We start from the raw sequence: 25,024 nt of genomic DNA on the forward strand, positions 1-25,024 counted from the left end.
TTTTGCACCCTATGTTTATTCTACGAAATCAGTTCGTAAAAGTCAAGGAAGAGACTGGAAAAAATATAAAAGGAGAGTTACAAAAATGAAAAAAGTTGCACTGCATAATCTTGGATGCAAGGTAAACGCATACGAGACCGAAGCCATGCAGGAAATGCTGGAGGGCGCGGGGTACGAGATCGTGCCGTTTCAGGAGGGCGCAGATATCTATATCATCAATACCTGCACCGTGACAAATATCGCAGACCGCAAATCAAGACAGATGCTGCACCGCGCCCGGAAGATGAATCCGGAGGCGGTCGTTGTGGCGGCAGGCTGTTATGTGCAGGCGCAGGAAGCAAAAGAGGATATCGATCCATGTATCGATATCGTGATCGGAAATAACAAGAAACAGGATCTGCTGTCTATTTTGACAGAATATGAGGCGCAGCATTCAGATGTAAAAAAAGAAATGATCGATATCAATCATACACATGAATATGAGGAGCTGCATCTGACGAAGACCGGAGAACATACGCGGGCATATATCAAAGTGCAGGATGGATGCAACCAGTTTTGCTCCTACTGCATTATTCCTTATGCGAGAGGGCGGGTGCGCAGCCGCCGTCCGGAGAGCGTAGTGGAGGAAGTGCGTCATCTTGCGGCAAATGGATATCGCGAAGTCGTACTGACCGGAATCCACCTGAGTTCTTACGGGATCGATCTCGACGAGGAGATCGGGCTTCTGGAACTGATCCGCGCGGTGCATGCTGTTGAGGGGATCGAACGGATCCGTCTTGGATCACTGGAGCCACGTATCATCACTGAAGAATTTGCACGCAGTTTGTCTGAGTTGCCGAAAGTATGTCCTCATTTTCATCTGTCCCTGCAAAGCGGATGCGATGAGACATTGAAGCGGATGAACCGTCGTTACAACAGCGAAGAATATTATGAAAAATGTACGCTTCTGCGGAAATATTTTCAGGAGCCGGCGCTGACGACGGATGTGATCGTCGGATTCCCGGGAGAGACGGAAGAGGAATTCGAAGCGTCACGGGCATTTGTGGAGCGAGTGAGTTTTTATGAGACGCATATATTCAAATATTCCCGCAGGGAGGGGACCCGCGCCGCTGTGATGAAAGATCAGGTTCCGGAGCAGATCAAAGCGAAACGCAGCGCAGTGCTGATCGGTCTCGGACATGAAAAACAGAATGAATATGAACGGAAATATACAGGGAGAGAAGTGGAAGTTCTCATAGAAGAGACCGCGGAAATCGGTGGAAAAGAAGTCTGGATCGGACACACGAAAGAATATATCAAAGTGGCGGTTTCCTCGGAAGAGAACCTGCAGAACCGGATCGTAAAAGGCACGGTAGGCAAGGATTTACAAATTATTCATTGAATTTTAAATCGCTTTATATTAGAATAAAGTGTAGTGATTTTATAGAGATTGACGCAAGAAATGAAAGGAAAACGGAGGGAAAAGCATGAGTGATTTAAGCAATACACAGTTCTTCCAGGTTGAACCGGGACCGCAGATTTCCGCGAAAGATATTCTGGAGATCGTGTTCAAGGCACTGAAAGAAAAAGGATACAATCCGGTCAATCAGATCGTCGGATATATCATGTCCGGAGATCCGACTTATATTACAAGTTACAACGGCGCGCGAAGTCTTGTGATGAAAGTAGAGCGCGATGAATTGGTAGAAGAATTGCTGAAAGCGTATATTCAGCATAATTCATGGGAATGATCAGATTATGAGGATCATGGGACTGGATTACGGGACAAAGACGGTCGGAGTGGCGATCAGCGATGCTTTGAAGATCACTGCGCAGGGGATCGAGACGATCGAGCGCAAAGAAGAGAACAAGCTGCGCCGGACTTGCGCCCGTATAGAAGAATTGATAAAAGAATACGACGTGGAGAAGATTGTGCTTGGATTTCCGAAGCACATGAATAATGATATCGGGGAACGTGCGGAGAAAGCACTGGAATTTGGCGAGATGCTCAAAAGACGGACCGGATTGGAAGTTGTGATGTGGGACGAACGTTTGACGACGGTTGCGGCGGAGCGTACGCTGATCGAAAGTAAGGTAAGAAGAGAGAACCGGAAGCAGTATATCGATAAGATTGCGGCGGTTTTTATTCTTCAGGGGTATCTGGATTCACTGTAAATAACAAGGCAAAATAGAGAGCGGCAAGTATAGATGCCGCAAAGGGAGCATATAGATGGAAAAAATCAAATTTACATTTGAAGATGCCGGAGAATCTGTTGAGTTTTTTGTGCTGGAACAGACGAAGCTCAATGGCTCTGTATACATATTGGTAACAGACTCACAGGAAGACGACGCGGAATGTCTGATTTTAAAAGAGACGGTGTCGAAAGAAGACGGAGAGAGTATCTACGAGGTCGTAGAGGATGATACCGAACTTCTGGCAGTGTCGAAGCTTTTTGAAGAGTTGCTGGAAGATGTAGATATTGAAATGTAAGAACGGAGGTGTAAATGTTTGTGAAAAAACAGAATAACGGAAAGCTTCGGATCATACCGCTGGGAGGTCTGGAGCAGATTGGAATGAATATTACTGCCTTTGAATATGAAGACAGTATTATTGTGGTGGACTGCGGATTGGCATTCCCGGAGGACGACATGCTGGGTATCGATCTGGTGATCCCGGATGTGACTTATTTGAAAGATAATATCGACAAGGTGAAAGGATTTGTGATCACTCACGGACATGAGGATCATATCGGTGCGTTGCCGTATGTGCTCAAAGAGATCAATCTTCCGATCTATACGACGAAGCTGACGATGGGGATTATTGAGAATAAGCTGAAAGAGCACAATCTGCTGCGCAGTACGAGAAGAAAGGTAGTCCGTCACGGACAGTCGATCAATCTGGGCAAGTTCCGGATCGAATTTATCAAGACAAACCATAGTATCCAGGATGCGTCTGCACTTGCGATCTATTCCCCGGCAGGTATTGTTGTGCATACCGGAGACTTTAAGGTGGATTACACGCCGGTGTTTGGGGACGCGATCGATCTGCAGCGTTTTGCGGAGATCGGAAAAAAAGGCGTGCTGGCATTGATGTCTGACAGCACCAACGCGGAGCGGAAAGGATTTACCCAGTCTGAGCGGACGGTTGGAATCACATTTGATCATATTTTTGCGGAACATCAGAACACGCGTATCATTATCGCTACGTTCGCTTCCAATGTGGACCGTGTGCAGCAGATCATCAACTCTGCCTACAAATATGGAAGAAAAGTAGTCGTGGAAGGACGGAGCATGGTCAATATCATCTCTACGGCGTCGGAGCTTGGCTATCTGAACGTGCCGGAGCATACGTTGATCGAGATCGATGAGATGAAAAATTATCCGCCGGAGAAGATGGTCCTGATCACAACCGGAAGTCAGGGAGAGTCTATGGCAGCGTTGTCGCGCATGGCGGCGGATGTGCACCGAAAAGTGACGATCCAGCCGAACGACACGATCATTTTCAGCTCCAACCCGATCCCGGGAAATGAAAAATCCGTTTCCAAGGTGATCAATGAGCTGTCGGCAAAAGGTGCGAACGTGATCTTTCAGGACGCTCATGTATCCGGACATGCCTGTCAGGAAGAGTTAAAACTGATCTATTCGCTGGTGAAACCGAAGTATGCGGTTCCTGTTCACGGTGAATACCGTCATCTGAAAGCAAATTCAGAGATCGCGCGGAATCTTGGAATCCCGAATGAGAATATCTTTATCCTGCAGTCGGGAGACGTACTGGAGATGGATGAGGAGTCTGCAAGAGTGACAGATAAGGTGCATACCGGGGCGATCCTTGTGGATGGTCTCGGAGTCGGAGACGTCGGAAATATCGTCCTGCGAGACCGGCAGCATCTGGCGGAAGACGGGATCATTATCGTTGTGCTGACGTTGGAGCGCGGAAGCAACCGCCTGCTTGCCGGACCGGATATTGTTTCACGAGGGTTTGTATATGTGAGGGAGTCTGAGGGTCTGATGGAGGAAGCGAGAAATGCCGTTTCCGAAAGTCTGGAAAAATGTCTTTCCAACCGTCATTCCGATTGGAATAAGATCAAACTGACGATCCGCGATACGATGAATGATTTCATTTGGAAAAAGACGAAGAGAAGACCGATGATTATCCCGATTATTATGGATGTGTGATTATGATAGTAGATGAACGTATTGTGACATTCATCAATTCTATGGAGACAGAGAACAGTCGAATATTAGAGAACATCGAGAGAGAAGCTCTGGATGCCCGAGTTCCGATCATTCGGAAAGAGATGCAGAGCTTCTTAAAGGTGCTCTTACTTGTGAAGAGACCTATGCGCGTTCTGGAAGTCGGAACTGCCGTAGGTTTCTCTGCGTTATTGATGAGTGAATATCTGCCGGAGAGCGCAGTGATCACAACAATTGAAAATTATGAGAAGAGGATTCCCATAGCAAGGGAAAACTTCCGCCGGGCAGGAAAGGAAGCGCAGATCACCTTGCTTGAGGGGGATGCGCAGGATGTGCTGAAGACATTGGACGAACCGTATGATTTTATCTTTATGGATGCGGCAAAGGGACAGTATATCCATTTTCTTCCGGATGTATTAAGACTTCTTGTGCCGGGAGGACTTTTGGTCTCGGACAATGTGATGCAGGACGGGAGCATCATCGAATCCCGGTTTTGTGTGGAACGCCGGGATCGTACGATCCATGCAAGGATGCGGGAATATTTATACGAACTGAAACACAATGAGCTGCTGGAAACATCCATCGTTCCGCTTGGAGACGGCGTGGCGCTGAGTGTGAAAGCAGAAAAAGGAAAGAAAAATATTCAGGAAAATATACAGGAAAGGAAACAGATATGAGTGAAGCAAAGCAGAGAAGACATCCGGAACTGCTGATTCCGGCGAGCAGTCTGGAAGTGCTGAAAACCGCGGTGATCTTTGGTGCGGATGCGGTATATATCGGAGGAGAAGCATTCGGGCTGCGTGCAAAAGCGAAGAATTTCTCGATGGATGATATGAAAGAGGGGATCGCATTTGCACACGAGTATGGTGTGAAAGTCTATGTGACGGCAAATATCCTTGCCCACAATGATGATCTGGAGGGGGTCAGAACCTATTTTGAAGAATTGAAAGAGATCAAGCCGGATGCTCTGATCATTGCCGATCCCGGGGTGTTCGAGATCGCAAAAGAGGTGTGCCCGGAGATCGAGCGTCACATCAGCACGCAGGCGAACAATACGAATTACGGTACATATAACTTCTGGTATCGGCAGGGGGCGAGCAGAGTCGTATCGGCAAGAGAACTGTCGATGGAAGAGTTAAGAGAACTCCGTGCGAATATTCCGCAAGATCTGGAAATCGAGACGTTCATCCACGGAGCCATGTGCATTTCTTATTCGGGACGGTGTCTTTTGAGTAATTATTTTACCGGGCGTGACGCCAACCGCGGAGCATGTACACATCCGTGCCGGTGGAAATATGCGGTGGTCGAGGAGACCAGACCGGGCGAGTATATGCCGGTGTATGAAAATGAGCGGGGAACTTACATTTTTAACTCGAAAGATCTTTGCATGATCGAACATATTCCGGAGCTGATCGACGCCGGGATCGACAGCTTGAAGATCGAGGGCAGGATGAAGACTGCGCTTTATGTGGCGACGGTGGCGAGAACATACCGGAGGGCATTGGATGATTACCGGCAGGATCCGAAGCTTTACGAAAAAAATATGCCATGGTATCTGGATCAGATATCCAACTGCACTTACCGACAGTTTACAACTGGATTTTTCTTTGGAAAGCCGGATGAGAACACACAGATCTATGACAGCAACACTTATGTGAAAGAATATACATATCTTGGGATTGTCGGAGAAGTAAAGGACGGTTTGTGCCGGATCGAACAGCGGAATAAATTCTCGGTGGGAGAGACCATCGAGATCATGAAGCCCGACGGAAGCGACATAGAAGTGGTCGTGCGCCGGATTCTGAACGAAGAAGGGGAAGAGCAGGAGAGTGCGCCGCATTCGAAGCAGGTGCTGTATGTCGATCTGGAGGGAAAGGCAGAAAAATATGATATTCTGAGACGGGCGGAAAGAAAAGAATAAAAAACATCAAAAATTTAGCAGTTTATCAGATTAAATCGCTAAGTTCTATTGCATAATTTCAAATTTTTCGGTATAATATCACATGTTGTGACTAATGAAAAGGAGAGAGGATATGAACAACGAAAAAGAATTTAAGCCATATATCCCGGCTGAAAAGGTTACTCCAGAGTTGACAGTAACGTCAATCGTAATGGGTATCATCCTTGCAGTGGTATTTGGCGCGGCAAACGCGTATCTTGGGTTGCGCGTCGGTATGACGGTATCTGCATCTATTCCGGCAGCCGTTATCTCCATGGGTGTGATCCGTGTGATCATGCGCAAAAACTCTATTTTGGAAAGTAACATAGTACAGACGATCGGTTCTGCAGGAGAATCTCTGGCTGCAGGAGCGATCTTCACTCTGCCGGCACTTTTCTTGTGGGCAGCAGAAGGTAAGATGGACAAACCGGGAATTTTTGAAATTACGATCATCGCTTTACTTGGTGGTCTTCTCGGAGTATTCTTCATGGTACCGCTCCGTAATGCTCTGATCGTAAAAGAGCACGGAACACTTCCGTATCCGGAGGGAACTGCATGTGCAGAAGTACTTCTGGCAGGAGAAGAGGGCGGAGCAAATGCATCGACTGTATTTGCAGGTCTCGGAATCGCGGCAGCATTCAAGTTTGTGATCGACGGTCTGAAACTTGTTCCGAGTGAAGTGAGTTTCCGCGTAAAAGGTTTTGCAGGAGAGATCGGAACTCAGATTTATCCGGCTGTTATGTCAGTAGGTTATATCTGCGGACCGAAGATTTCTTCCTACATGTTCGCCGGCGGATGTATCAGCTGGCTTGTATTGATTCCGTTGATCGTGCTGTTCGGTTCTGAACTGACACTGTATCCGGGAACAGTTCCGATCGGAGAATTGTTCGCAACAGGCGGTGCAAGCGCGATCTGGTCTAACTACATCAAATATATCGGTGCAGGAGCACTTGCTGCTGGTGGTATCATCAGTCTGATCAAGTCTCTTCCGCTGATCGTACGCACATTCCGCGATGCCATGAAGAGCATGAAAGGCGGAGTTGGAAGCGACAGCAACGAGCGTACAGCACAGGATCTGAGCATGAAATTTATTTTGATCGCAATTCTTATTCTGACACTGCTTGTATGGCTTGTACCGGCTATCCCGGTAACACTGGTTGGAGCGATCATCGTTGTGATCTTCGGATTCTTCTTTGCAACAGTATCTTCCAGAATGGTAGGTCTTGTAGGAAGCTCTAACAACCCGGTATCCGGTATGGCGATCGCAACACTTTTGTTTGCAACGATCATCCTGAAACTGACAGGAGACGTTGGAGCACACGGTATGCAGGGCGCTATCGCGATCGGTTCTATCATCTGTATCGTAGCAGCGATCGCAGGTGATACTTCACAGGATCTGAAGACCGGTTATCTGCTTGGTTCAACACCGAAGAAACAGCAGATCGGAGAGGTTCTTGGTGTTGTTGCTGCCGCATTTGCTATCGGTGGAGTACTGTATCTGTTAGATGCTGCATGGGGATTCGGTTCAGAAGAACTTGGAGCGCCTCAGGCAATGCTGATGAAGATGATCATCGAAGGTGTTATGGATGGAAATCTTCCATGGGCACTTGTATTTACAGGAGTATTCCTTGCAATTGTGATCGAGATCCTTGGAATCCCGGTACTTCCGTTTGCAATCGGTGTATATCTTCCGGTACAGCTCAACGCTTGTATCATGGTTGGTGGACTGGTTCGTCTTGGTGTTGAAAAATACAGCGCTAAGAAAGCAAACAAAGATGCTATCGTTAACGACGGTGTTCTGTTCTGTTCAGGTATGATCGCAGGAGAGGGTCTTGTAGGTATCTTACTTGCTCTGTTCGCGATCGGCGGAATCGATCAGGTGATCAACCTGTCCGGAAAGCTGAATCTGGCGCCGGCAGTTGCTAACGTTGCAAGCCTTGGAGTATTTGCTCTGCTTATTCTGATCGTTCTGAAATTCTCTGTTTGGAAAAAGAGAAAAGAGAGTAAATAATCATGAAGAAAAAAGATAATGTGATTTCAGCAAATTATCTGGAAAAGATTCCGATGCGCCCGGAAGAGATCGGGTGGAGCACGGATGAAAAGGGAATTGTGACTCTGGATATCGAGAATACCGGAGTGATGAACCGGATTGCACAGAAGCTGTTTCACAAGCCAAAAGTCACACACGTTCATCTGGATGCGACCGGCAGTTTTGTATGGCCGCTTTTGGATGGCAAGAAAAATATTATCGAGCTTGGAGAATTGGTAAAAGAGCAGTTTGGGGAAGAGGCAGAACCGCTTTATCCGAGACTGGCGAAGTTTTTTCAGATTTTAGACAGTTATCATTTTCTGAAATGGCAGTAAAAATGGGCTGGAGCCGTAAGGCTTCAGCTCTTTTTGAAAATAATATTTTAATAAAACGACAGCATCAGTGTACACTGTCGCTATCGATTGACACAATATCATATTACAATACGAGAGAAAAGGGGGATTTGCTTATGAAAAAAAGTAATCCAATCGCACTTCTGCCGATCGGTGTCTTTCTGGTTTTATATCTGGGACTTGGGATCTTATTTGAGTATGTGCTGAAAATCCCGATGGGATTTTACAATATTCCGATCATCATTGCATTTCTTGCGGCGATTCTTGTCGCGTGTCTGCAGAACCGCAATGTAAAATTTGATGAAAAGCTGGAACTGATGGCACAGGGACTGGCAGACAAGAATATCATCACGATGCTGCTGATCTTCCTGACAGCGGGAACATTTGTCGGCGTCGTAGGACGGAGCAGTGCGGAGAGTGTGGCATATTTTATGCTGGGACTGATCCCGACCAGATTTGCCGTTGTTGTCTTGTTTGTTGTGGCTTGTTTTGTATCGACGGCAATGGGGACGTCTGTCGGAACGATCACGCTTCTGACGCCGATCGCGGTTGCGGTCTCAACGGCATCCGGTTTTGATCTGCCGCTTTGTATCGGTTCGGTAATGGGAGGAGCGATGTTTGGGGATAACCTTTCTTTTATTTCCGATACGACGATCGCAGCCTGTAACGGACAGGGATGTGCTATGAAAGATAAATTCCGGGAGAATTTCGGAATCGCGCTGCCGGCGGCGCTTGCGACCGTGATATTGATTTTGGTGCTTTCATTCCGCACACAGCTTGACGGAGCGGTTGTGGAATCTTATAATCTGATCCAGATCGTGCCGTACGTTCTTGTCCTGATCGGAGGAATTGCGGGGATCAACGTGTTTGTCGTTCTCCTGATCGGAATCATATCCGGGGCGGCGATCATGCTCGGCACAGGGCAGACAGCGCCGACAGATCTTCTGGCAAATATGGGATCCGGCGCAGCGGGAATGTTTGAAACTTCCATGGTTGCGATCCTTGTGGCTGCGATGTGTGCGCTGATCCGCGAGTACGGCGGATTTGAAGCGCTGCTGTCCGCGATCCGCAGAGTATTCAAAGGGAAGCGGGGCGGTCAGCTCGGTATGGGACTGCTTGTCGGTGCGATGGATATTGCAACGGCGAACAATACAGTGGCGATCGTAATGGCAAATCCGATCGCAAAGGAAATGTCAAAGGAATATGGGATCACATCCAGAAAAGCGGCATCGCTTTTGGATACCTTTTCCTGTATATCACAGGGGGTGATCCCTTACGGTGCGCAGATGCTTGTTGCGATTTCCGCGGCAGCGGAACTGGGACATGAAGTTTCCGCATTTCAGATCATTCCGAATCTGTTTTATCCGGGACTTTTATTGGTCAGCTCTCTGATCTTTATCTTTGTGCTGCCGCAGAAAAACAGTGCGCCGGAACAAAAACATTAGAAAATCATCAGAATACTTTCCGGAGTTTTTCAACTGCACTTTTTTCAATACGCGATACATAAGAGCGGGAGATGCCGAGTTGTCTGGCAATCTCCCGTTGTGTGTATTCTTCTCCGCTGTAAAGTCCGTAGCGCATTTTCAGAACAAGACGCTCTCTGTCGGAAAGTTCACTCTCCACTTTTTCATATAATTTCTGAATATTTTCCCGGAGATATATTTTTTCGGAAACGTCTTCTTCATCGGTCTCGATGATGTCGTAAAGTTTGATCTCATTTCCCTCACGGTCGGTACCGATCGGTTCGTAGAGGGAGACTTCTTTATTGGATTTCTTTTTGGAACGTAAGTACATCAGGATCTCATTTTCGATACATTTCGATGCATAAGCGGCCAGGCGGTTTCCTTTGTCTGCATTGAATGTAACGACTGCTTTGATCAGACCGATCGTTCCGATCGAGATCAGGTCTTCCGGATCTTCATCCAGATATTGATATTTTTTGACAACATGTGCGACGAGCCGTAGATTGTGTTCGATGAGGATGTGTTTTGCGTGCAGGTCTCCCTCCGTGTACTGCTGGATATATTGTTTTTCTTCCGAGGGGGTCAGTGGATTTGGAAAAGATTTCAAGATGGCACCTCTTAGCACATTTGGTATAGTCTATGTGAGGAGGACAGTTTCTGTGCTTTTCCATACCCAAAGCGAACATTTTTAAACCAGTCTCAAAAATTGTGAGCATATATTTTCATATTTCGATACAGCCAAAGGTGCGATTAAAAATCTAAAAAATTATTAGAACATCTAATAGAATCTAAAAAAGAATATGATACATCTGTTTTTTTTATTTCTGATATGATATAATCAGAAATATCAAAGGCAAAAAGAGGTGCAAAGATGGCAAAATTATTTGATGCTTTAGAAGAACAAATCGTGAATGGTCAGAGTGCGGTGCTTTTGAGTATTTACAAGAGCACAGGATCCGCGCCGCGCGGTGCAGGGGCTCATATGTTAGTCACAGAAGCGGGGCGCGTGTTCGGAACAGTCGGCGGCGGAGCGGTGGAATATGAATCCGAACTCTTTGCTCACCGACTATTAAAAGAAAAGAAGTCGGTCTGTGAACATTACCGGCTTGCTCCGAATGACGTGCGGGATCTTGGAATGGTCTGCGGCGGGGATGTAGACATCAGCTTCATCTATGTGGACGCAGATGAGAAACGGTGGCAGGAGATGGCGGAGGGCTGCAGGGCAATGGAAGCTGCGGGAGAATCTGTCTGGCTGCTGATCGGTCTGAACGGGATCCATGAGGGGGAGGCGGCTGTTTACGGAAAGAAAACGGGGCAGATCGGATGGAAGATCCCGGAAACAGTCATAGAGGAGATGCGCACTGCATTTGGAACGGTGGAAGCGGATGGGACTACTTACTATTATGAGCGGCTTCACAGTTCCGGAAAGGTGTATATTTTTGGCGGAGGTCATGTGGCGCAGGCATTGGTTCCGATTCTGACATCGGTAGACTTTTCCTGTGTGATATTGGAGAATCGGGAGGAGTTTTGCCGACCGGAATTATTTCCCGGAGCAGAGGACGTGCGCATGATCGAAAACTGGTATCTGGGAGATTATGTATCGATCGGTGAGGAAGATTATGTCTGTGTTATGACGCGGGGACATAAAGATGATACGATCGTTCAGGAACAGATCTTACGGACTCCGGCGGCATATATCGGAGTGATCGGAAGCAGAAGAAAGAAAGCAAGCGTATTTCGGGTGTTGAAAGAAGATGGGTTTACAGATCGGGATCTGGAACGGATCACAACGCCGATCGGGCTTGAGATCGGCGCGGAGACTCCGGCGGAAATTGCGATCAGTATTGCGGCGCAGATGATCGAAGTACGGGCAAAAGTACGGAAGTAGGAAGAAAGGCAGGCGACGATATTATTGAGCGGACAGACAGTATCATATGAAGATACCGGAGCGGTGATCATGGCAGCCGGCGGCGGAGCGCGCCGGAATGCCCCGGGTGCGTTGGATGTAGTTGGTGGTTTGAGTCATGTAAAACGGGTTGTTTTAAATTTTCAAAGAGCAGGGATCAAAGATCTGATCCTCGTGTGCGGAGAGGAAGAGGACGCTCTGAAAAAACAGCTGCGAGGATTTGGGGTAACGTTTTTGAGAATAGATCCGGAAAAAGGAACCGAGATGTTTGAGGCAGTCAGACTGGGGCTTTCGTATTGCAGAGAACGATGCAGCCAGATTTTTGTATGTCCGGTGGATGTCCCGTTCTTTTCTGCCGGAACGGTGGAGCGATTATGGAAGAGTTCGGCGGAGGTGGCGATCCCGTCTTATCAAAACAGAGGCGGACATCCGGTCAAAATCCGGCGGCAGGCTGTGGAATCGATCCTTTCGTACCGGGGAAACGACGGACTGCGGGGGGCGATCCGGGAGGCACATGCTGAGGTGGAATATATTGAGGTGGAAGATGTGGGAAGCGTTTCACCCGCCGGGGAGAGAAAATCAGATCATCGGCTGGAAGCGCAATATCGGAGCGAACTGTCAAGAGCAAGAGTAAAAGTACAGCTTGTAAATACAAAACCATATTTCGGACCGGGGATGGTCACATTACTCAAACAGATCCGGAGTCTCGGCTCGGTACGGGAAGCGAGTGAAAAAACAGGGATTTCATACAGCAAAGCATGGACGATGATCCGAACGGCGGAGGAGGAAACCGGAGCGGAACTGGTGGGACGCCAGCAGGGCGGAAAATATGGCGGTATGGCAGAAGTGACGAAAGCAGGAATGGAACTGATCCGAAAATATGAGGAACTGGAACGTTGCGTCCAGAAATACAGCGACGAGAAATTTCGGGAAATATTTCAAGGCGGCACTTTGATGATGAACACAGACGGAGGGAACGAACTATGAAAAAAATGAAGACGGAAGATGCGGTGGGACAGATTTTGTGTCATGACATTACGCAGATCATTCCGGGCGTGACAAAAGATGCGGTGTTCCGGAAAGGACATGTGATCAGGGAAGAAGATATCCCGGTACTTTTAAGCGTGGGAAAGGATCATATTTATATTTGGGAAAATAATGAAAACATGCTACATGAAAATGAAGCGGCGGAGATTTTATATCGTTTCTGTGGAAATAAAAACATGTCGCCGGGAGCAGTGAAAGAGGGTAAAATCGAAGTGATCGCAGAATGTGACGGACTTTTGAAGGTGGATCGGAAGAAATTAAATGCCCTCAACCATCTCGGCGAGATGATGATCGCCAGCCGGCACGGCAATTTCCCTGTGAAAAAAGGGGATAAGATTGCGGGAACGAGGATCATTCCTCTTGTGATCGAGAAAGAAAAAATGCGGCGCGCAGAGGAAGTGTGCAAAGGAGATCCGATTTTTGAATTGAAACCTTTCGTACATAAAAAAGTCGGGATCGTAACGACCGGAAACGAAGTGTATCACAGGCGGATCGAGGATGCGTTTACTCCGGTACTGAAAGAAAAACTTGCCGAATATGATACGGAGATCATCGGTCATCGGATCAGCGACGATAATCCGGAACGGGTGACGGGATTTATCATGGAACTTTTGGATCTCGGAGCGGATCTGATCTTGTGCAGCGGGGGAATGAGCGTGGATCCGGATGACCGGACGCCGCTTGCGATCAGAAATACGGGAGCCGATGTGGTTTCTTATGGAGCGCCGGTGCTTCCGGGGGCAATGTTTATGCTCGCCTATTATAATAGAAAGATCCCGATCGTCGGGCTGCCGGGGTGTGTGATGTATGCGAAACGTACGGTATTTGATCTTGTGCTTCCGAGGATCATGGCGGATGAAATCCTTGTGAAAGAAGATTTGGACAGCCTGGGCGAGGGCGGTTTATGTCTGTCTTGTTCGGTCTGTACATTTCCAAACTGCGGATTCGGGAAATAGGGGGAACGAGCGTGAGAGATCAATATGGGAGAACCGTAGATTATATGCGCGTGTCGATCACGGATCGCTGCAATCTCCGCTGCCGGTATTGTATGCCGGAGGGGATCGAACTGGTATCTATGGAGGAAATCCTGACTTATGAAGAAATTGAACGGATCTGTACAGCAGCGGCAAAAACCGGGATCCGGAAACTGAAGATCACAGGAGGAGAACCGCTTGTACGGCTTGGCTGTGCAGAGTTGATCGGAAGATTGAAACAGATTCCCGGTATGGAACAGGTGACACTTACGACGAACGGCGTGCTTTTAAAAGAACAGCTGCCGGATCTGAAAGCTGCGGGACTGGATGCGGTGAATATCAGTATGGACAGTCTGGACCGGGAGAGTTATCGGAAGATCACCGGACGGGATCAGCTGCCGCTTGTGCTTGAGAGCATTGAGGCTGTGCTTGAGAGCGGGATCGTGGCAAAGGTCAATTCCGTCCTTTTAAAATCTGTAAATGAGAAAGAGTGGGAAGATCTGGCAGGACTGGCAGAACGTTATCCTCTGGACGTCCGGTTTATCGAGATGATGCCGATCGGGTATGGAAGACAGTTTGAGGCGGTGTCCAATGAAGAGATCAGAAAGAAGCTGGAACTGCGATATCCGGAAATGGCGGCGGATGAACGAGAACATGGGAACGGACCGGCACAATATTATCAGATTCCGGGATTTCAGGGAAGCATTGGCTTTATCAGTGCGATCCACGGGAAATTTTGCGGAAGCTGCAATCGGATCCGTCTGACCGCTCAGGGACTTTTGAAGCCATGTCTCTGTTATGGTGAAACATATGATCTGCGCAGCGCACTTCGGACGAAGAAGAAAGAAGAGGGGGAATACCTCCTGCAGAAACAGATTCAAAATGCAGTGGCAGGAAAGCCGGAAGCGCATTGCTTTGAAGCGGTTCAGGAGATCACAGAAGATCGGAAGATGGTACAGATCGGCGGATAAAAAGAAAGGCAGAGGAGAGAAAGATGGGAAAAGTCATTGCAGTCTGCATCAGTGAAAAAAAGGGAACGCAGAAAAAAGAAGTGGAAGAAGTACGTCTGGTGGAAGACTGGGGGATCGAGCAGGATGCGCATGCCGGAAAATGGCATCGGCAGGTGAGCCTGCTTTCATTTGAAAAAATTGAGGCATTTCGGGAAAAAGGCGCGGAAGTCGATTTCGGAGCATTTGGGGAAAATATGATCATAGCGGGGTATGATCTTCGCAAAATACCGGTCGGCGCAACATTCCAGATCGGAGAGGCAAGACTGGTCCTGACCCAGATCGGAAAAGAATGCCACAGTCATTGCGAAATTTATAAAAAAATGGGAGACTGCATCATGCCGAGGGAGGGCGTGTTTACCGTTGTGGAAAAGGGCGGCATTGTGCGCCCGGGAGATGAAGTGAAGATGACGCTTCCGGCAGCGGACCGTCCGTTTACGGCGGCAGTCGTCACATTGAGCGACAAAGGATTTGCAGGGGAACGGGAGGATAAAAGCGGTCCTCTGGTCGCAGCGATGCTCAAAGAAGCCGGTTATGAGGTGGCTGAGACGTTGCTTTTGCCGGATGGGAGATCCGGATTGGAACGGCAGCTGATACGTCTGGCAGACCAGCGGCAGATCAGTGTGATCTTTACGACAGGGGGCACCGGATTTTCGGAGCGTGACGTGACGCCGGAAGCGACACTTGCGGTATGTGACCGGATGGCGCCGGGAATTGCGGATGCGATACGAATGCATTCATTGTCGATCACGGATCGGGCGATGTTTGGCCGTGCAGTATCGGGGATCCGAAAAAAGACATTGATCGTGAATCTGCCGGGAAGCCCGAAAGCGGTAAAAGAAAGTCTTGAGTATGTGCTTCCTGCGCTTGGACATGGGCTTGGAATCTTAAGGGGAACCGAGAATGAATGTGGAAACTGTTGATGAAAGGAGATCAAGCATGAAAATGAACATGAAAAAGAAAGGGATCGCAATGCTGCTGACTGTAGCACTGGCAGCAGGGATGACAGGATGTGCAGGAGAAAAAGAGCCGGCACCGGGAAAGCCATCAGAAAAGGCGAAAAACGAAACAGCGGAAAGTAAAGAGGACAAGGTGTCAGAGGAGACGGAAATTCAGGTATTTATTGCGGCAAGTCTGAACACGGTCATGACAGAGCTGGCGGAAAAGTATAACGAAGAACATCCGGAAGTCAAGATCATATATAATGCGGACAGTTCCGGAACTTTGATGACGCAGATCGAAGAGGGATATGCGTGCGATCTGTTTTTCTCTGCGGCACAAAAACAGATGGATCAACTGGAGAACGACGGATTTCTCGTGGACGGAACACGGGCAGACGTCGTAAACAATCAGGTGGTCGTGGTGACATTAAAAGATAGCGGGACAGCCGTGACGGGTCTTGCTGATCTGGGCGAAGCGGAAAGTATTGCACTTGCGGGAGGCAGTGTTCCGGTCGGAAAATATACAAGACAGGCGATGGTGAATCTCGGGATGCTTCCGGAAACAGAAGATGTGTCCGCGATCACAACGGCAGAGATATCCGAGGTGCTTGGGGGTGTTGAGATTTCCGAACAGGATAACGTCAGCAAGGTACTGACTGCCGTTGTGGAGGGCTCCTGCGAAGTGGGAACAACGTACTATTCCGATACATATGGCTATGAAGAAGAATTGGACATTCTGGAAACGGTACCGTATGATCTGACGGGCAATGTGATCTACCCGATCGCGCAGGTGAAAAATACCGAAGCAGATGAAGCGCAGACAAAAGCGGCGGAAGCGTTTTTGGCATACATATTGTCGGATGAGGCAAAAGCTGTTTTTGACGCATATTATTTTGATACAGAGATTGAGTAGGAAAAAGGAGAAACCTTATGGAAGCGGTTGTGGAAATCTTAAAAGAACTGGATTGGAGTCCTCTCTGGATCTCACTTAAGACAGGGACGGCGGCAACGGTGATCTCCTTTTTTCTTGGAATCTTTGCGGCAGGAAAGGTCATGCATACGACACCGGGGAAAAAAGCGGTTCTGGATGGGATCCTGACGCTTCCGATGGTCATTCCGCCTACGGCGGCAGGCTTCTTTCTGCTGCTTTTGTTCAGCAGGAGAAGACCGCTTGGAATCCTTTTATACGAGCAGTTTGATATCAAAGTTGTACAAACCTGGCTTGGCTGTATCATCGCGGCGACGGTGATCGCCTTTCCGCTGATGTACCGCAATGCCAGAGCTGCGTTTGAACAGATCGACGTGAATCTGATCTATGCGGCAAGGACGCTTGGAATGTCTGAGACGAAAATTTTCTGGAAAGTGGTGCTTCCGTCGGCGGGACCCGGGGTAGCTTCCGGTACGATCCTGACGTTTGCAAGAGCGCTGGGGGAATATGGCGCAACATCGATGCTGGCGGGAAATATTCCGGGAAAAACGGGGACGATCTCACAGAAGATCGCGATGGTCATTCAGGACGGCGATTATCTGACTGCAGGCATATGGGTTGCGATCGTAATCCTGATCGCATTTATCGTGATTTTTTTAATGAACCTGATCTCCGGAAAACACATGAAACAGGTCAAACGTTGGTAAAAATGCGTCAGGAGCGGAGAAAAACTTTGGAAAATGCATGAGAATACGAGGTGCAGCAAATGGGGATCTTTATAGATGTACATAAAAAACTGGGAAATTTCACATTGAATATCCGGTTTGCAAGTGAAGCAAAGCGAATCGGGATTCTTGGAGCGTCGGGGTGCGGGAAGAGTATGACTTTGAAAAGTATTGCGGGGATCATTTCCCCGGATGCCGGTACGATCCGGATCGGTGAACAGATTGTTTTTGATTCCGGGAAAAAGATCAATGTGAAACCGCAGAATCGTCGGGCAGGATATTTGTTCCAGAATTATGCGCTTTTTCCGAATATGACCGTAGAACAAAATATTGCGGCCGGACTTTCGGGAAGCCGGGAGGAAAAGCGGAAACGGGTGCGGGAGATGGTCGGGAAATTTCAGTTGGACGGTCTGGAACGACGGCTTCCGGGAGAACTTTCCGGCGGGCAGCAGCAGAGGACAGCACTGGCGCGGATCATGGCATATAAACCGGAGATCATTCTCCTGGATGAACCATTTTCCGCACTGGATATTTATCTGAAAGATAATCTGCAGCGGGAAATGGAAAACATGTTGAAAGACTATGAGGGAACGGTGATCCTTGTGTCTCATGACAGGGATGAGGTATACCGCTTTTGTGAAGAGACCGTGATCCTGGATCATGGGAACGTGCTTGTATCGGACAAGACGAAAGAACTGTTTCAAAATCCTCGTCTGAAAGAAGCGGCTAAACTGACCGGATGTAAAAATTTTTTCAAGGCAAAACGTGTGGATGCGCATACGGTGGAACTGACCGAATGGGGACTCTTCCTGCATGTACGAAAGGATGTCCCGGAAAATTGTGAGTGGATCGGCTATCGTGCGCACGATTTCATTCCGGTCTGGGGAGAGCGGAAAAAAAACAGTATTCCGGTCTGTGTGGAAAATACAGCGCAGCTTCCGTTTGAAGTTCAGTATTATCTGACGGTGTCCGGGGAAAAAAAGACTAACGATCCGGAGACGGTCCGCTGGTTTGTACAGCGGGAAAAAATCGCGCAGTTAAAGGAAAAAGGAATGCCGGATCATCTGCAGCTTTCGGAAGAATGTATGATGTTTCTGGCATAAGTGCAGCGTCGGTGCACAAGGGAAAAATGATCGATGAAGAGCAAAGCATCAGAAGAATATTCAGAAGCTCAGAAAGTTCTTGACAGAAACGATCAAAGAGGAATATGATACAATCATCAGTCGGAGAATTCTCTCCGACTCACACGATCCGACCGAGTCGGTCATAAATCCGAAAAGGATAAAAAGAGAATAACGTAAAAAGCAGGAAAAGTAGAAAGGAAGTGCGTACATGGGTGTAAGTACGGTACAGTCTGCAGCTGTTTTCGGGCTTCGGGTAGAGTTGGTCAATGTGGAAGCGGACGTTGGAAACGGGCTTCCGGCATTTCATATGGTTGGGTACCTCTCATCGGAAGTGAAAGAAGCCGGGGAACGGGTGCGGACAGCGATCCGAAATTCCGGTTTGGAATTTCCGGCAAAGAAGACCGTAATCAATCTGTCTCCGGCTACGATCCGAAAACGAGGGGCGGCATTTGACCTGCCGATTGCCATTGCGATCTTAACCTCTCTCGGAACGGTCGCACAAAAAGATACGAAAGGGCTTCTGATCCTGGGAGAACTGGGACTTGACGGAACAGTGCACAAAGTTCCGGGAGTGCTGCCGGTTGTGATGGAAGCAAAAAAGCAGGGAATCTGCCGCTGTATGATCCCGTTAGAAAACGAGCAGGAAGCCAGGCTGGTGGATGGGATGGAAGTGACCGGAGTGCAGACTTTAAAAGAAGCTTTCGAATGGATCAAAGGAACAAAGAAGAGGCGTTTGTCACAGCAAAAGAAAAAAGGCATGGAAGTTTCCAAAGGAAAAGTATACGGAGAGGAACGGGAGTGTGCAGAAGAAAAGCCGGACTTTCAGGATATATGCGGGCAAAGCGCCGTGAAACGTGCGGTGGAGGTTGCTGTGGCTGGCGGACATAATCTTCTGATGGTAGGACCGCCGGGAAGCGGAAAGACGATGATCGCCAAACGGATCCCGACGATCCTGCCGCCGCTTACGTTGGAGGAAAGTCTGGAGATCACAAAAATATACAGCATTGTCGGTCAGATCGACGGTCAGGAGCCGCTGATCAGGACACGTCCGTTTCGGAGTGTTCATCATACGGTGACAAAAACGGCGCTGACCGGAGGCGGATTGATCCCGTCTCCGGGAGAGATCACGTTGGCGCATGGAGGCGTTCTGTTTTTGGATGAATTGCCGGAGTTTCGCAAACCGGTATTGGAAGTGCTGCGCCAGCCGCTGGAAGAACGGAAAATCTGGATTTCCCGCACACATGGAACTTATTTATTTCCGGCAAATTTTATGCTTGTCTGTGCGATGAACCCATGTCCGTGCGGAGAGTTTGGAAGTGGGAACTGTACATGTACACCGGGGCAGGTACGAGGCTATCTCGGAAAATTAAGTCAGCCTTTTTTGGATCGGATGGATCTGTGTGTGGAGGCTCCGAAAGTGACCTATGCGGCGCTAAAAGGGAAAATGTCAGGGAGAAAAACGGCAGAAAGAAAAGGGGAAACTTCCGCACAGATCCGGCAGAGAGTATGCGCGGCAAGAGAGATACAGAACAGACGGTTTTCTGATTCCGGCACAGGATTTAATGCGATGATGAGTATCCGGGAAGTGGAGCAATATTGTAAATTAGGGGATAAGGAGGAGGCATTGATCCAAATGGCATATGAGAGACTGGGACTGACAGCGAGATCTTATCATAAGATCTTGAAAGTTGCCCGCACGATCGCAGATCTTGCAGGATCGGAAAAGATCGAATCGATGCATTTAGCCGAGGCGATCGGTTATCGGTCATTTGATCAAGAATACAGAGGAGGGATCTTATGAATCATACAGCGCGTGCGTTTGAATATTGGTTTGCATCGATACCGGGGCTTACGGATGAAAAAAAGATCTTGCTCCGATCATGTATGAAATCGGGAGAAGCGATTTATTATATAGAAGAAACAGAATTGGGACGGATGAAGTTCTTAAATGAGACAGACCGCAATACGATTATGCAGGAGCAAAAAAAGAGAGATCCGAAAGAAGAATGGGCTCGGGTGACAGACAGCGGAATCTGGATGAGCCTCTCGTTTGAGGAAACATATCCTGCCCGGTTGTCGTGTATTTCCGATAAACCTTATGCATTGTATGGAAAGGGACATCTTCCCAAAGACAAGGAACCGTCGGCTGCGATCGTCGGGGCGAGGGCGTGCACTGCCTATGGGGAAGAATGTGCGAGATGGTTTGCGAAAGAGTTGGTAAAAAACGGGATCCAGATCATCAGCGGGATGGCGCGCGGGATCGACGGAAGCGCCCAGAGAGGCGCGCTGACTGGAGGAGGGACGACCTATGCAGTGTTGGGAAACGGCGTGGATATCTGTTATCCGAGGGAGCACATCGGGCTGTATACGGATATTCTGGCACATGGCGGAGGGATTCTGTCGGAACAGCCGCCGGAGACGAAACCATTTGCATGGAATTTTCCGAGGCGCAACCGGATCATCAGTGCGCTGTCAGACGTGGTGCTCGTGATGGAGGCGAAGGAAAAAAGCGGTTCCCTGATCACCGCAGACCTTGCATTGGAGCAGGGAAAAGATGTGTATGCGCTTCCCGGACCGGTGGGAAGTCCTTTGAGCCGCGGGTGTCATTTTTTGATCCGGCAGGGAGCCGGAATACTGATCTCGCCGGAAGAATTATGTCTGGATCTTGGAATTGTAGAAAAGGAGGAAAAGAGGGGAAAAAAGACCGAAACTCAAAAAGTGCTTGAAACGAAAGAAGATTTGGTGTATAGTTCATTTGGCGTTTCTCCAAAAAGCGTGGGGCAGATCGTGGAAGAAATCGAACTTCCGCCGTCTGAGATCATCGGGATCTTGACCATGCTGGAAATGAAAGGCTATATCAGAGAAAAAGCAAAGAATTATTATGTCAGATGCGGGGAGGGTGCTCGTGTCTGTGGTGAGTGAATAAAGAAAGGCGCGTGATCATACCGCCGAATGGAGGAAATAAGTACCATGGCACATTATCTGGTTATTGTGGAGTCACCGGCAAAGGTGAAGACCATTAAAAAGTTTTTGGGAAGCAGTTATACAGTCGCTGCGTCAAACGGACATGTACGGGATCTGCCGAAAAGTCAGCTTGGGGTGGATCCGGAAAATGATTTTGAACCCAAATACATTACGATCCGGGGAAAGGGAGATATTCTTGCGAATTTGAGAAAAGAAGCAAAGAAAGCGGATAAAGTTTTTCTCGCAACTGACCCGGACCGTGAGGGAGAAGCTATTTCATGGCACTTGGCGGCGGCTCTGAAACTGGATGAAAAGAAAATGCGCCGTATTACGTTTAACGAGATCACGAAAAATGCGATCAAGGCATCGTTAAAAGCTCCTCGGGAGATCGATATGGATCTGGTGGACGCGCAGCAGGCGCGCCGCGTCCTGGATCGTATGGTGGGATACCGGATCAGCCCGCTGCTCTGGGCAAAAGTAAAGCGTGGTCTGAGTGCCGGACGTGTTCAGTCTGTGGCGCTTCGGATCATTGCGGACCGGGAAGCGCAGATCGACGCATTTATACCGGAAGAATACTGGACGCTGGATGCTGTCTTTAAAGTGAAAGGTGAGCGTCGTCCGCTGACTGCAAAGTTCTACGGAACGGAAAAGAACAAGATGGAGATCCACTCGAAAGAGGAATTGGATCAGATCAAGCAGGCAGTAGAAGCGACGGATTATCGTATTGCGGATATTAAGAAAGGGGAGCGGATCCGAAAAGCGCCGCTTCCGTTTACCACCAGTACGCTTCAGCAGGAGGCGGCAAAGGTTTTGAATTTCGGAACGCAGAAAACAATGCGGATCGCACAGCAGTTATACGAGGGTGTGGATATCAAAGGCAACGGAACGGTCGGTGTCATCACCTATCTGCGTACGGATTCCACACGTATTTCTGAGGAAGCAGATGCTGCGGCAAGAGCTTATATTGCGGAGACGTATGGCAGCGATTATGTAGCGGCAGGAAGTTCGGAGAAAAAGACCGAGAAGAAGATCCAGGATGCCCACGAGGCGATCCGTCCGTCGGATATTACAAGAACACCGGCGGCTCTTAAAGACTCTCTGACGAGAGACCAGTTCCGGTTGTACCAGTTGATCTGGAAACGGTTTGCGGCAAGCCGGATGCAGCCGGCAAGATTTGAGACGACTTCCGTGAAGATCGCGGCGGGAGATTATCTGTTTACGGTGGCGACGTCCCGCGTGGCGTTCGAGGGATTCCGTACGGTTTATACCGAAGCGGACGAGGAAAAAGAAGAGAGCAATGTGCTGGTCAACGGTCTGAGCATGGACTCGGTGCTGACGAAAGAAGCACTGGAAGAAAAACAGCATTTTACACAGCCGCCGGCACATTATACCGAGGCAACGCTTGTAAAGACACTGGAGGAACTGGGAATCGGACGTCCGAGTACGTACGCGCCGACGATCTCCACGATTTTGGCGCGCCGGTATATTACAAAAGAGGGAAAGAATCTGTATATGACGGAGATCGGCGAGGTTGTGAACAATATCATGAAACAGTCGTTCCCGAGTATTGTGGATGTGAATTTTACAGCGAACATGGAGGGTCTTCTTGATATGGTCGAGGAGGGAAAAGTTGCATGGAAAGAAGTCATCCGCAATTTCTATCCGGATCTGGACGAGGCGGTCAAGATTGCGGAAAAGGAACTGGAAAGCGTCAAGATCGAAGATGAAGTGACCGATGTGATCTGCGAAGAATGCGGACGAAATATGGTGATCAAATACGGACCGCACGGAAAATTTCTGGCATGTCCGGGATTTCCAGAGTGCAGGAACACAAAGCCGTATCTGGAGAAGATCGGCGTGCCGTGTCCACTCTGCGGCGGCGAAGTCGTGATCCGCAAGACGAAAAAGGGCAGAAAGTACTATGGATGTGAGAACCATCCGGACTGTGATTTTATGTCTTGGCAGAAGCCGTCCGAGAAAAAATGTCCGGACTGCGGAGGCTATATGGTCGAAAAGGGAAATAAGCTGGTCTGCGCAGATGAAAAATGCGGTTATGTGGAAAATATGAAAAAGGAAGAATAATTTCATTGCTATTTCAAAAATTGTATGATAACATAAGTTTGTTAGTCGAATTGATGTGATTTTTGCATACAATTTAAAATCGGAGGAAAATAATGAGTGTACAGTTACTGGATAAAACAAGAAAGATTAATAAACTGCTTCATAACAATAATTCCAGCAAGGTAGTGTTTAACGATATATGCGCTGTGCTGACAGAGATTCTGAATTCAAATGTTTTGGTCGTGAGCAAGAAAGGGAAGATCCTCGGCGTGAGCAAATGTGCGTCCGTTGCATGCATCGGCGAGCTGCTCGGCGAGTCTGTCGGTTCTCATATTGATGGAATGTTAAACGAACGTCTGCTGAGTATTTTATCGACGAAGGAGAATGTGAATCTGGAAACACTTGGATTTTCTCCGGAAAATGTAGGCGGTTATCAGGCGATCATCACGCCGATCGATATTGCGGGAGAACGTCTCGGAACGCTGTTTTTATATAAATGCAATGAGACGTATTCGATTGACGATATTATTTTGAGTGAGTACGGCACCGCGGTCGTAGGTCTGGAGATGCTTCGCTCCGTTAATGAAGAGAGTGCGGAGGAATCGAGAAAAGAGCATATTGTACAGTCTGCGATCGGAACATTGTCGTTTTCGGAACTGGAAGCGATCATTCATATTTTTGATGAATTAAACGGAACGGAGGGAATCCTTGTCGCGAGCAAGATCGCAGACAGGGTCGGCATCACAAGATCGGTGATCGTCAACGCACTGCGGAAGTTCGAGAGCGCCGGTGTGATCGAATCTCGTTCTTCCGGAATGAAAGGTACATATATCAAGGTTCTGAACGACTATGTATTTACAGAGCTGGAAAAGATCAAAAAAGAAAAACTTTGATAAAGAACGATTGATAAAGAACGAAAAAAGAGAATGAAAAGGGGTATCAGGGATCTGATGCCCTTTTGTTGCAAAAGATATAGAACGACCCAGGCGGAAGAGTCCGGTGAACGGGCGTGGTCTGATAAGGAGGAGAAACGATGTACGAGGGAAATCCGGCGGATTTAAGAATGGTAAAACTGATCTCAGCGGATGCGGTTCTGGATGAGGCGATCCATAAGTGTCAGGTTTTCAAATATGATATGGAGGAAGATTTCATTTATCTGGAATTGAAAGAAAACGACTTGACGACGATCTCTCTGGATGCAAAATACCGCTGTTATATTGCCACGAGAAATGAACTTCTCTGTTGTACCGGAGTTGTAAAAGAACGGTTTCATTCCGAAGATGGAAATATGCTTGTCTTTCGGATCGAGAATGGATTTTATACGATCTCGGACGGTGACGGGATCGAAAAAAACATGTAAAAAAGTATCTGCAAAAATATCTGGAGAAAA

At 48.1% G+C, this 25,024-nt stretch carries 24 protein-coding genes; 23 read left to right on the forward strand and 1 reads right to left on the reverse strand.

Going from position 1 to position 25,024, the window contains the following annotated elements:
• The first annotated feature begins 85 nt into the window (after window positions 1-85).
• From mtaB to I2H87_RS02170, 10 genes are all read left to right on the forward strand, one after another.
• The gene (mtaB, locus tag I2H87_RS02125; RefSeq protein ID WP_195609230.1) at window positions 86-1,381 is read left to right on the forward strand and encodes a tRNA (N(6)-L-threonylcarbamoyladenosine(37)-C(2))-methylthiotransferase MtaB; all 1,296 of its coding nucleotides are present in this window, start codon (window positions 86-88) and stop codon (window positions 1,379-1,381) included.
• 85 nt (window positions 1,382-1,466) lie between these two features.
• Entirely contained in the window at window positions 1,467-1,730 is a 264-nt protein-coding gene (locus I2H87_RS02130; RefSeq protein ID WP_009267897.1) for an IreB family regulatory phosphoprotein, read from the forward strand.
• 7 nt (window positions 1,731-1,737) lie between these two features.
• Window positions 1,738-2,154: a Holliday junction resolvase RuvX gene (gene ruvX / locus I2H87_RS02135; RefSeq protein ID WP_009267896.1), complete on the forward strand. Its 417-nt coding sequence runs from the start codon at window positions 1,738-1,740 to the stop codon at window positions 2,152-2,154.
• A gap of 55 nt (window positions 2,155-2,209) precedes the next feature.
• Complete coding sequence (locus tag I2H87_RS02140; protein WP_054703177.1) at window positions 2,210-2,470, forward strand: DUF1292 domain-containing protein; 261 nt, start codon at window positions 2,210-2,212, stop codon at window positions 2,468-2,470.
• A gap of 20 nt (window positions 2,471-2,490) precedes the next feature.
• On the forward strand, window positions 2,491-4,155 hold the full coding sequence (locus I2H87_RS02145) for a ribonuclease J (protein ID WP_044954909.1): 1,665 nt from the start codon (window positions 2,491-2,493) through the stop codon (window positions 4,153-4,155).
• Between the two features lie 2 nt (window positions 4,156-4,157).
• Window positions 4,158-4,850: an O-methyltransferase gene (locus tag I2H87_RS02150; RefSeq protein ID WP_009267893.1), complete on the forward strand. Its 693-nt coding sequence runs from the start codon at window positions 4,158-4,160 to the stop codon at window positions 4,848-4,850.
• Window positions 4,847-6,094, forward strand: a complete 1,248-nt coding sequence (locus I2H87_RS02155) for a peptidase U32 family protein (protein WP_009267892.1) — start codon at window positions 4,847-4,849, stop codon at window positions 6,092-6,094. The genes I2H87_RS02150 and I2H87_RS02155 overlap by 4 nt, the downstream gene beginning before the upstream one ends.
• A gap of 112 nt (window positions 6,095-6,206) precedes the next feature.
• Entirely contained in the window at window positions 6,207-8,123 is a 1,917-nt protein-coding gene (locus I2H87_RS02160; protein WP_022152445.1) for an OPT family oligopeptide transporter, read from the forward strand.
• 2 nt (window positions 8,124-8,125) lie between these two features.
• Window positions 8,126-8,476: a PqqD family protein gene (locus tag I2H87_RS02165; protein ID WP_022152444.1), complete on the forward strand. Its 351-nt coding sequence runs from the start codon at window positions 8,126-8,128 to the stop codon at window positions 8,474-8,476.
• A gap of 134 nt (window positions 8,477-8,610) precedes the next feature.
• The gene (locus I2H87_RS02170; protein WP_022152443.1) at window positions 8,611-9,939 is read left to right on the forward strand and encodes a Na+/H+ antiporter NhaC family protein; all 1,329 of its coding nucleotides are present in this window, start codon (window positions 8,611-8,613) and stop codon (window positions 9,937-9,939) included.
• Between the two features lie 7 nt (window positions 9,940-9,946).
• On the opposite strand, the gene sigK is transcribed toward I2H87_RS02170, so the two are convergent.
• On the reverse strand, window positions 9,947-10,564 hold the full coding sequence (sigK, locus tag I2H87_RS02175) for an RNA polymerase sporulation sigma factor SigK (protein ID WP_009267888.1): 618 nt from the start codon (window positions 10,562-10,564) through the stop codon (window positions 9,947-9,949).
• Window positions 10,565-10,828: 264 nt separating this feature from the next.
• Between sigK and I2H87_RS02180 the strand changes: the two genes are divergently transcribed.
• The 13 genes from I2H87_RS02180 (at window position 10,829) to I2H87_RS02240 (ending at window position 24,994) form a co-directional block, all read left to right on the forward strand.
• On the forward strand, window positions 10,829-11,845 hold the full coding sequence (locus tag I2H87_RS02180) for an XdhC family protein (RefSeq protein ID WP_195609231.1): 1,017 nt from the start codon (window positions 10,829-10,831) through the stop codon (window positions 11,843-11,845).
• Between the two features lie 24 nt (window positions 11,846-11,869).
• On the forward strand, window positions 11,870-12,850 hold the full coding sequence (locus tag I2H87_RS02185) for an NTP transferase domain-containing protein (protein WP_195609232.1): 981 nt from the start codon (window positions 11,870-11,872) through the stop codon (window positions 12,848-12,850).
• Window positions 12,847-13,866 (forward strand): molybdopterin-binding protein, encoded by a 1,020-nt coding sequence (locus I2H87_RS02190; RefSeq protein ID WP_195609233.1) that lies wholly within the window; start codon window positions 12,847-12,849, stop codon window positions 13,864-13,866. Before I2H87_RS02185 ends, I2H87_RS02190 begins: the two co-directional genes overlap by 4 nt.
• A gap of 11 nt (window positions 13,867-13,877) precedes the next feature.
• Entirely contained in the window at window positions 13,878-14,855 is a 978-nt protein-coding gene (moaA, locus tag I2H87_RS02195) for a GTP 3',8-cyclase MoaA (protein WP_117550988.1), read from the forward strand.
• 23 nt (window positions 14,856-14,878) lie between these two features.
• Window positions 14,879-15,814, forward strand: coding sequence for an MOSC domain-containing protein (locus I2H87_RS02200; RefSeq protein ID WP_117550986.1), 936 nt, complete (start codon window positions 14,879-14,881; stop codon window positions 15,812-15,814).
• A 28-nt stretch (window positions 15,815-15,842) separates the two neighbouring features.
• Complete coding sequence (gene modA / locus I2H87_RS02205; protein ID WP_195609351.1) at window positions 15,843-16,745, forward strand: molybdate ABC transporter substrate-binding protein; 903 nt, start codon at window positions 15,843-15,845, stop codon at window positions 16,743-16,745.
• Between the two features lie 17 nt (window positions 16,746-16,762).
• The gene (gene modB, locus I2H87_RS02210) at window positions 16,763-17,467 is read left to right on the forward strand and encodes a molybdate ABC transporter permease subunit (RefSeq protein ID WP_022152436.1); all 705 of its coding nucleotides are present in this window, start codon (window positions 16,763-16,765) and stop codon (window positions 17,465-17,467) included.
• 59 nt (window positions 17,468-17,526) lie between these two features.
• Window positions 17,527-18,588 carry a sulfate/molybdate ABC transporter ATP-binding protein gene (locus I2H87_RS02215; RefSeq protein WP_054703172.1) on the forward strand — a complete coding sequence of 354 codons (1,062 nt, stop codon included), beginning with the start codon at window positions 17,527-17,529 and terminating at the stop codon, window positions 18,586-18,588.
• 229 nt (window positions 18,589-18,817) lie between these two features.
• Window positions 18,818-20,410, forward strand: a complete 1,593-nt coding sequence (locus tag I2H87_RS02220; RefSeq protein WP_195609234.1) for a YifB family Mg chelatase-like AAA ATPase — start codon at window positions 18,818-18,820, stop codon at window positions 20,408-20,410.
• Entirely contained in the window at window positions 20,407-21,531 is a 1,125-nt protein-coding gene (gene dprA / locus I2H87_RS02225; protein ID WP_117550982.1) for a DNA-processing protein DprA, read from the forward strand. The genes I2H87_RS02220 and dprA overlap by 4 nt, the downstream gene beginning before the upstream one ends.
• A 48-nt stretch (window positions 21,532-21,579) precedes the next feature.
• The gene (gene topA / locus I2H87_RS02230) at window positions 21,580-23,655 is read left to right on the forward strand and encodes a type I DNA topoisomerase (RefSeq protein ID WP_009267877.1); all 2,076 of its coding nucleotides are present in this window, start codon (window positions 21,580-21,582) and stop codon (window positions 23,653-23,655) included.
• Between the two features lie 92 nt (window positions 23,656-23,747).
• On the forward strand, window positions 23,748-24,527 hold the full coding sequence (gene codY, locus I2H87_RS02235) for a GTP-sensing pleiotropic transcriptional regulator CodY (RefSeq protein ID WP_009267876.1): 780 nt from the start codon (window positions 23,748-23,750) through the stop codon (window positions 24,525-24,527).
• Between the two features lie 140 nt (window positions 24,528-24,667).
• Complete coding sequence (locus I2H87_RS02240; RefSeq protein ID WP_009267875.1) at window positions 24,668-24,994, forward strand: hypothetical protein; 327 nt, start codon at window positions 24,668-24,670, stop codon at window positions 24,992-24,994.
• The last annotated feature ends 30 nt before the right edge of the window (window positions 24,995-25,024 follow it).

It is taken from the genome of Mediterraneibacter glycyrrhizinilyticus (assembly GCF_015560805.1).
In the GTDB taxonomy this organism is placed as follows: Bacteria; Bacillota; Clostridia; order Lachnospirales; family Lachnospiraceae; genus Schaedlerella; species Schaedlerella glycyrrhizinilytica_A.

Coding starts and splice junctions, on each gene's coding strand:
- mtaB (WP_195609230.1), top strand. CDS start 86: ATGAAAAAAGTTGCACTGCATAATCTTGGATGCAAGGTAAACGCATAC.
- I2H87_RS02130 (WP_009267897.1), top strand. CDS start 1,467: ATGAGTGATTTAAGCAATACACAGTTCTTCCAGGTTGAACCGGGACCG.
- ruvX (WP_009267896.1), top strand. CDS start 1,738: ATGAGGATCATGGGACTGGATTACGGGACAAAGACGGTCGGAGTGGCG.
- I2H87_RS02140 (WP_054703177.1), top strand. CDS start 2,210: ATGGAAAAAATCAAATTTACATTTGAAGATGCCGGAGAATCTGTTGAG.
- I2H87_RS02150 (WP_009267893.1), top strand. CDS start 4,158: ATGATAGTAGATGAACGTATTGTGACATTCATCAATTCTATGGAGACA.
- I2H87_RS02155 (WP_009267892.1), top strand. CDS start 4,847: ATGAGTGAAGCAAAGCAGAGAAGACATCCGGAACTGCTGATTCCGGCG.
- I2H87_RS02160 (WP_022152445.1), top strand. CDS start 6,207: ATGAACAACGAAAAAGAATTTAAGCCATATATCCCGGCTGAAAAGGTT.
- I2H87_RS02165 (WP_022152444.1), top strand. CDS start 8,126: ATGAAGAAAAAAGATAATGTGATTTCAGCAAATTATCTGGAAAAGATT.
- I2H87_RS02170 (WP_022152443.1), top strand. CDS start 8,611: ATGAAAAAAAGTAATCCAATCGCACTTCTGCCGATCGGTGTCTTTCTG.
- I2H87_RS02180 (WP_195609231.1), top strand. CDS start 10,829: ATGGCAAAATTATTTGATGCTTTAGAAGAACAAATCGTGAATGGTCAG.
- I2H87_RS02190 (WP_195609233.1), top strand. CDS start 12,847: ATGAAAAAAATGAAGACGGAAGATGCGGTGGGACAGATTTTGTGTCAT.
- I2H87_RS02200 (WP_117550986.1), top strand. CDS start 14,879: ATGGGAAAAGTCATTGCAGTCTGCATCAGTGAAAAAAAGGGAACGCAG.
- modA (WP_195609351.1), top strand. CDS start 15,843: ATGAAAAAGAAAGGGATCGCAATGCTGCTGACTGTAGCACTGGCAGCA.
- modB (WP_022152436.1), top strand. CDS start 16,763: ATGGAAGCGGTTGTGGAAATCTTAAAAGAACTGGATTGGAGTCCTCTC.
- I2H87_RS02215 (WP_054703172.1), top strand. CDS start 17,527: ATGGGGATCTTTATAGATGTACATAAAAAACTGGGAAATTTCACATTG.
- I2H87_RS02220 (WP_195609234.1), top strand. CDS start 18,818: ATGGGTGTAAGTACGGTACAGTCTGCAGCTGTTTTCGGGCTTCGGGTA.
- dprA (WP_117550982.1), top strand. CDS start 20,407: ATGAATCATACAGCGCGTGCGTTTGAATATTGGTTTGCATCGATACCG.
- topA (WP_009267877.1), top strand. CDS start 21,580: ATGGCACATTATCTGGTTATTGTGGAGTCACCGGCAAAGGTGAAGACC.
- codY (WP_009267876.1), top strand. CDS start 23,748: ATGAGTGTACAGTTACTGGATAAAACAAGAAAGATTAATAAACTGCTT.
- I2H87_RS02240 (WP_009267875.1), top strand. CDS start 24,668: ATGTACGAGGGAAATCCGGCGGATTTAAGAATGGTAAAACTGATCTCA.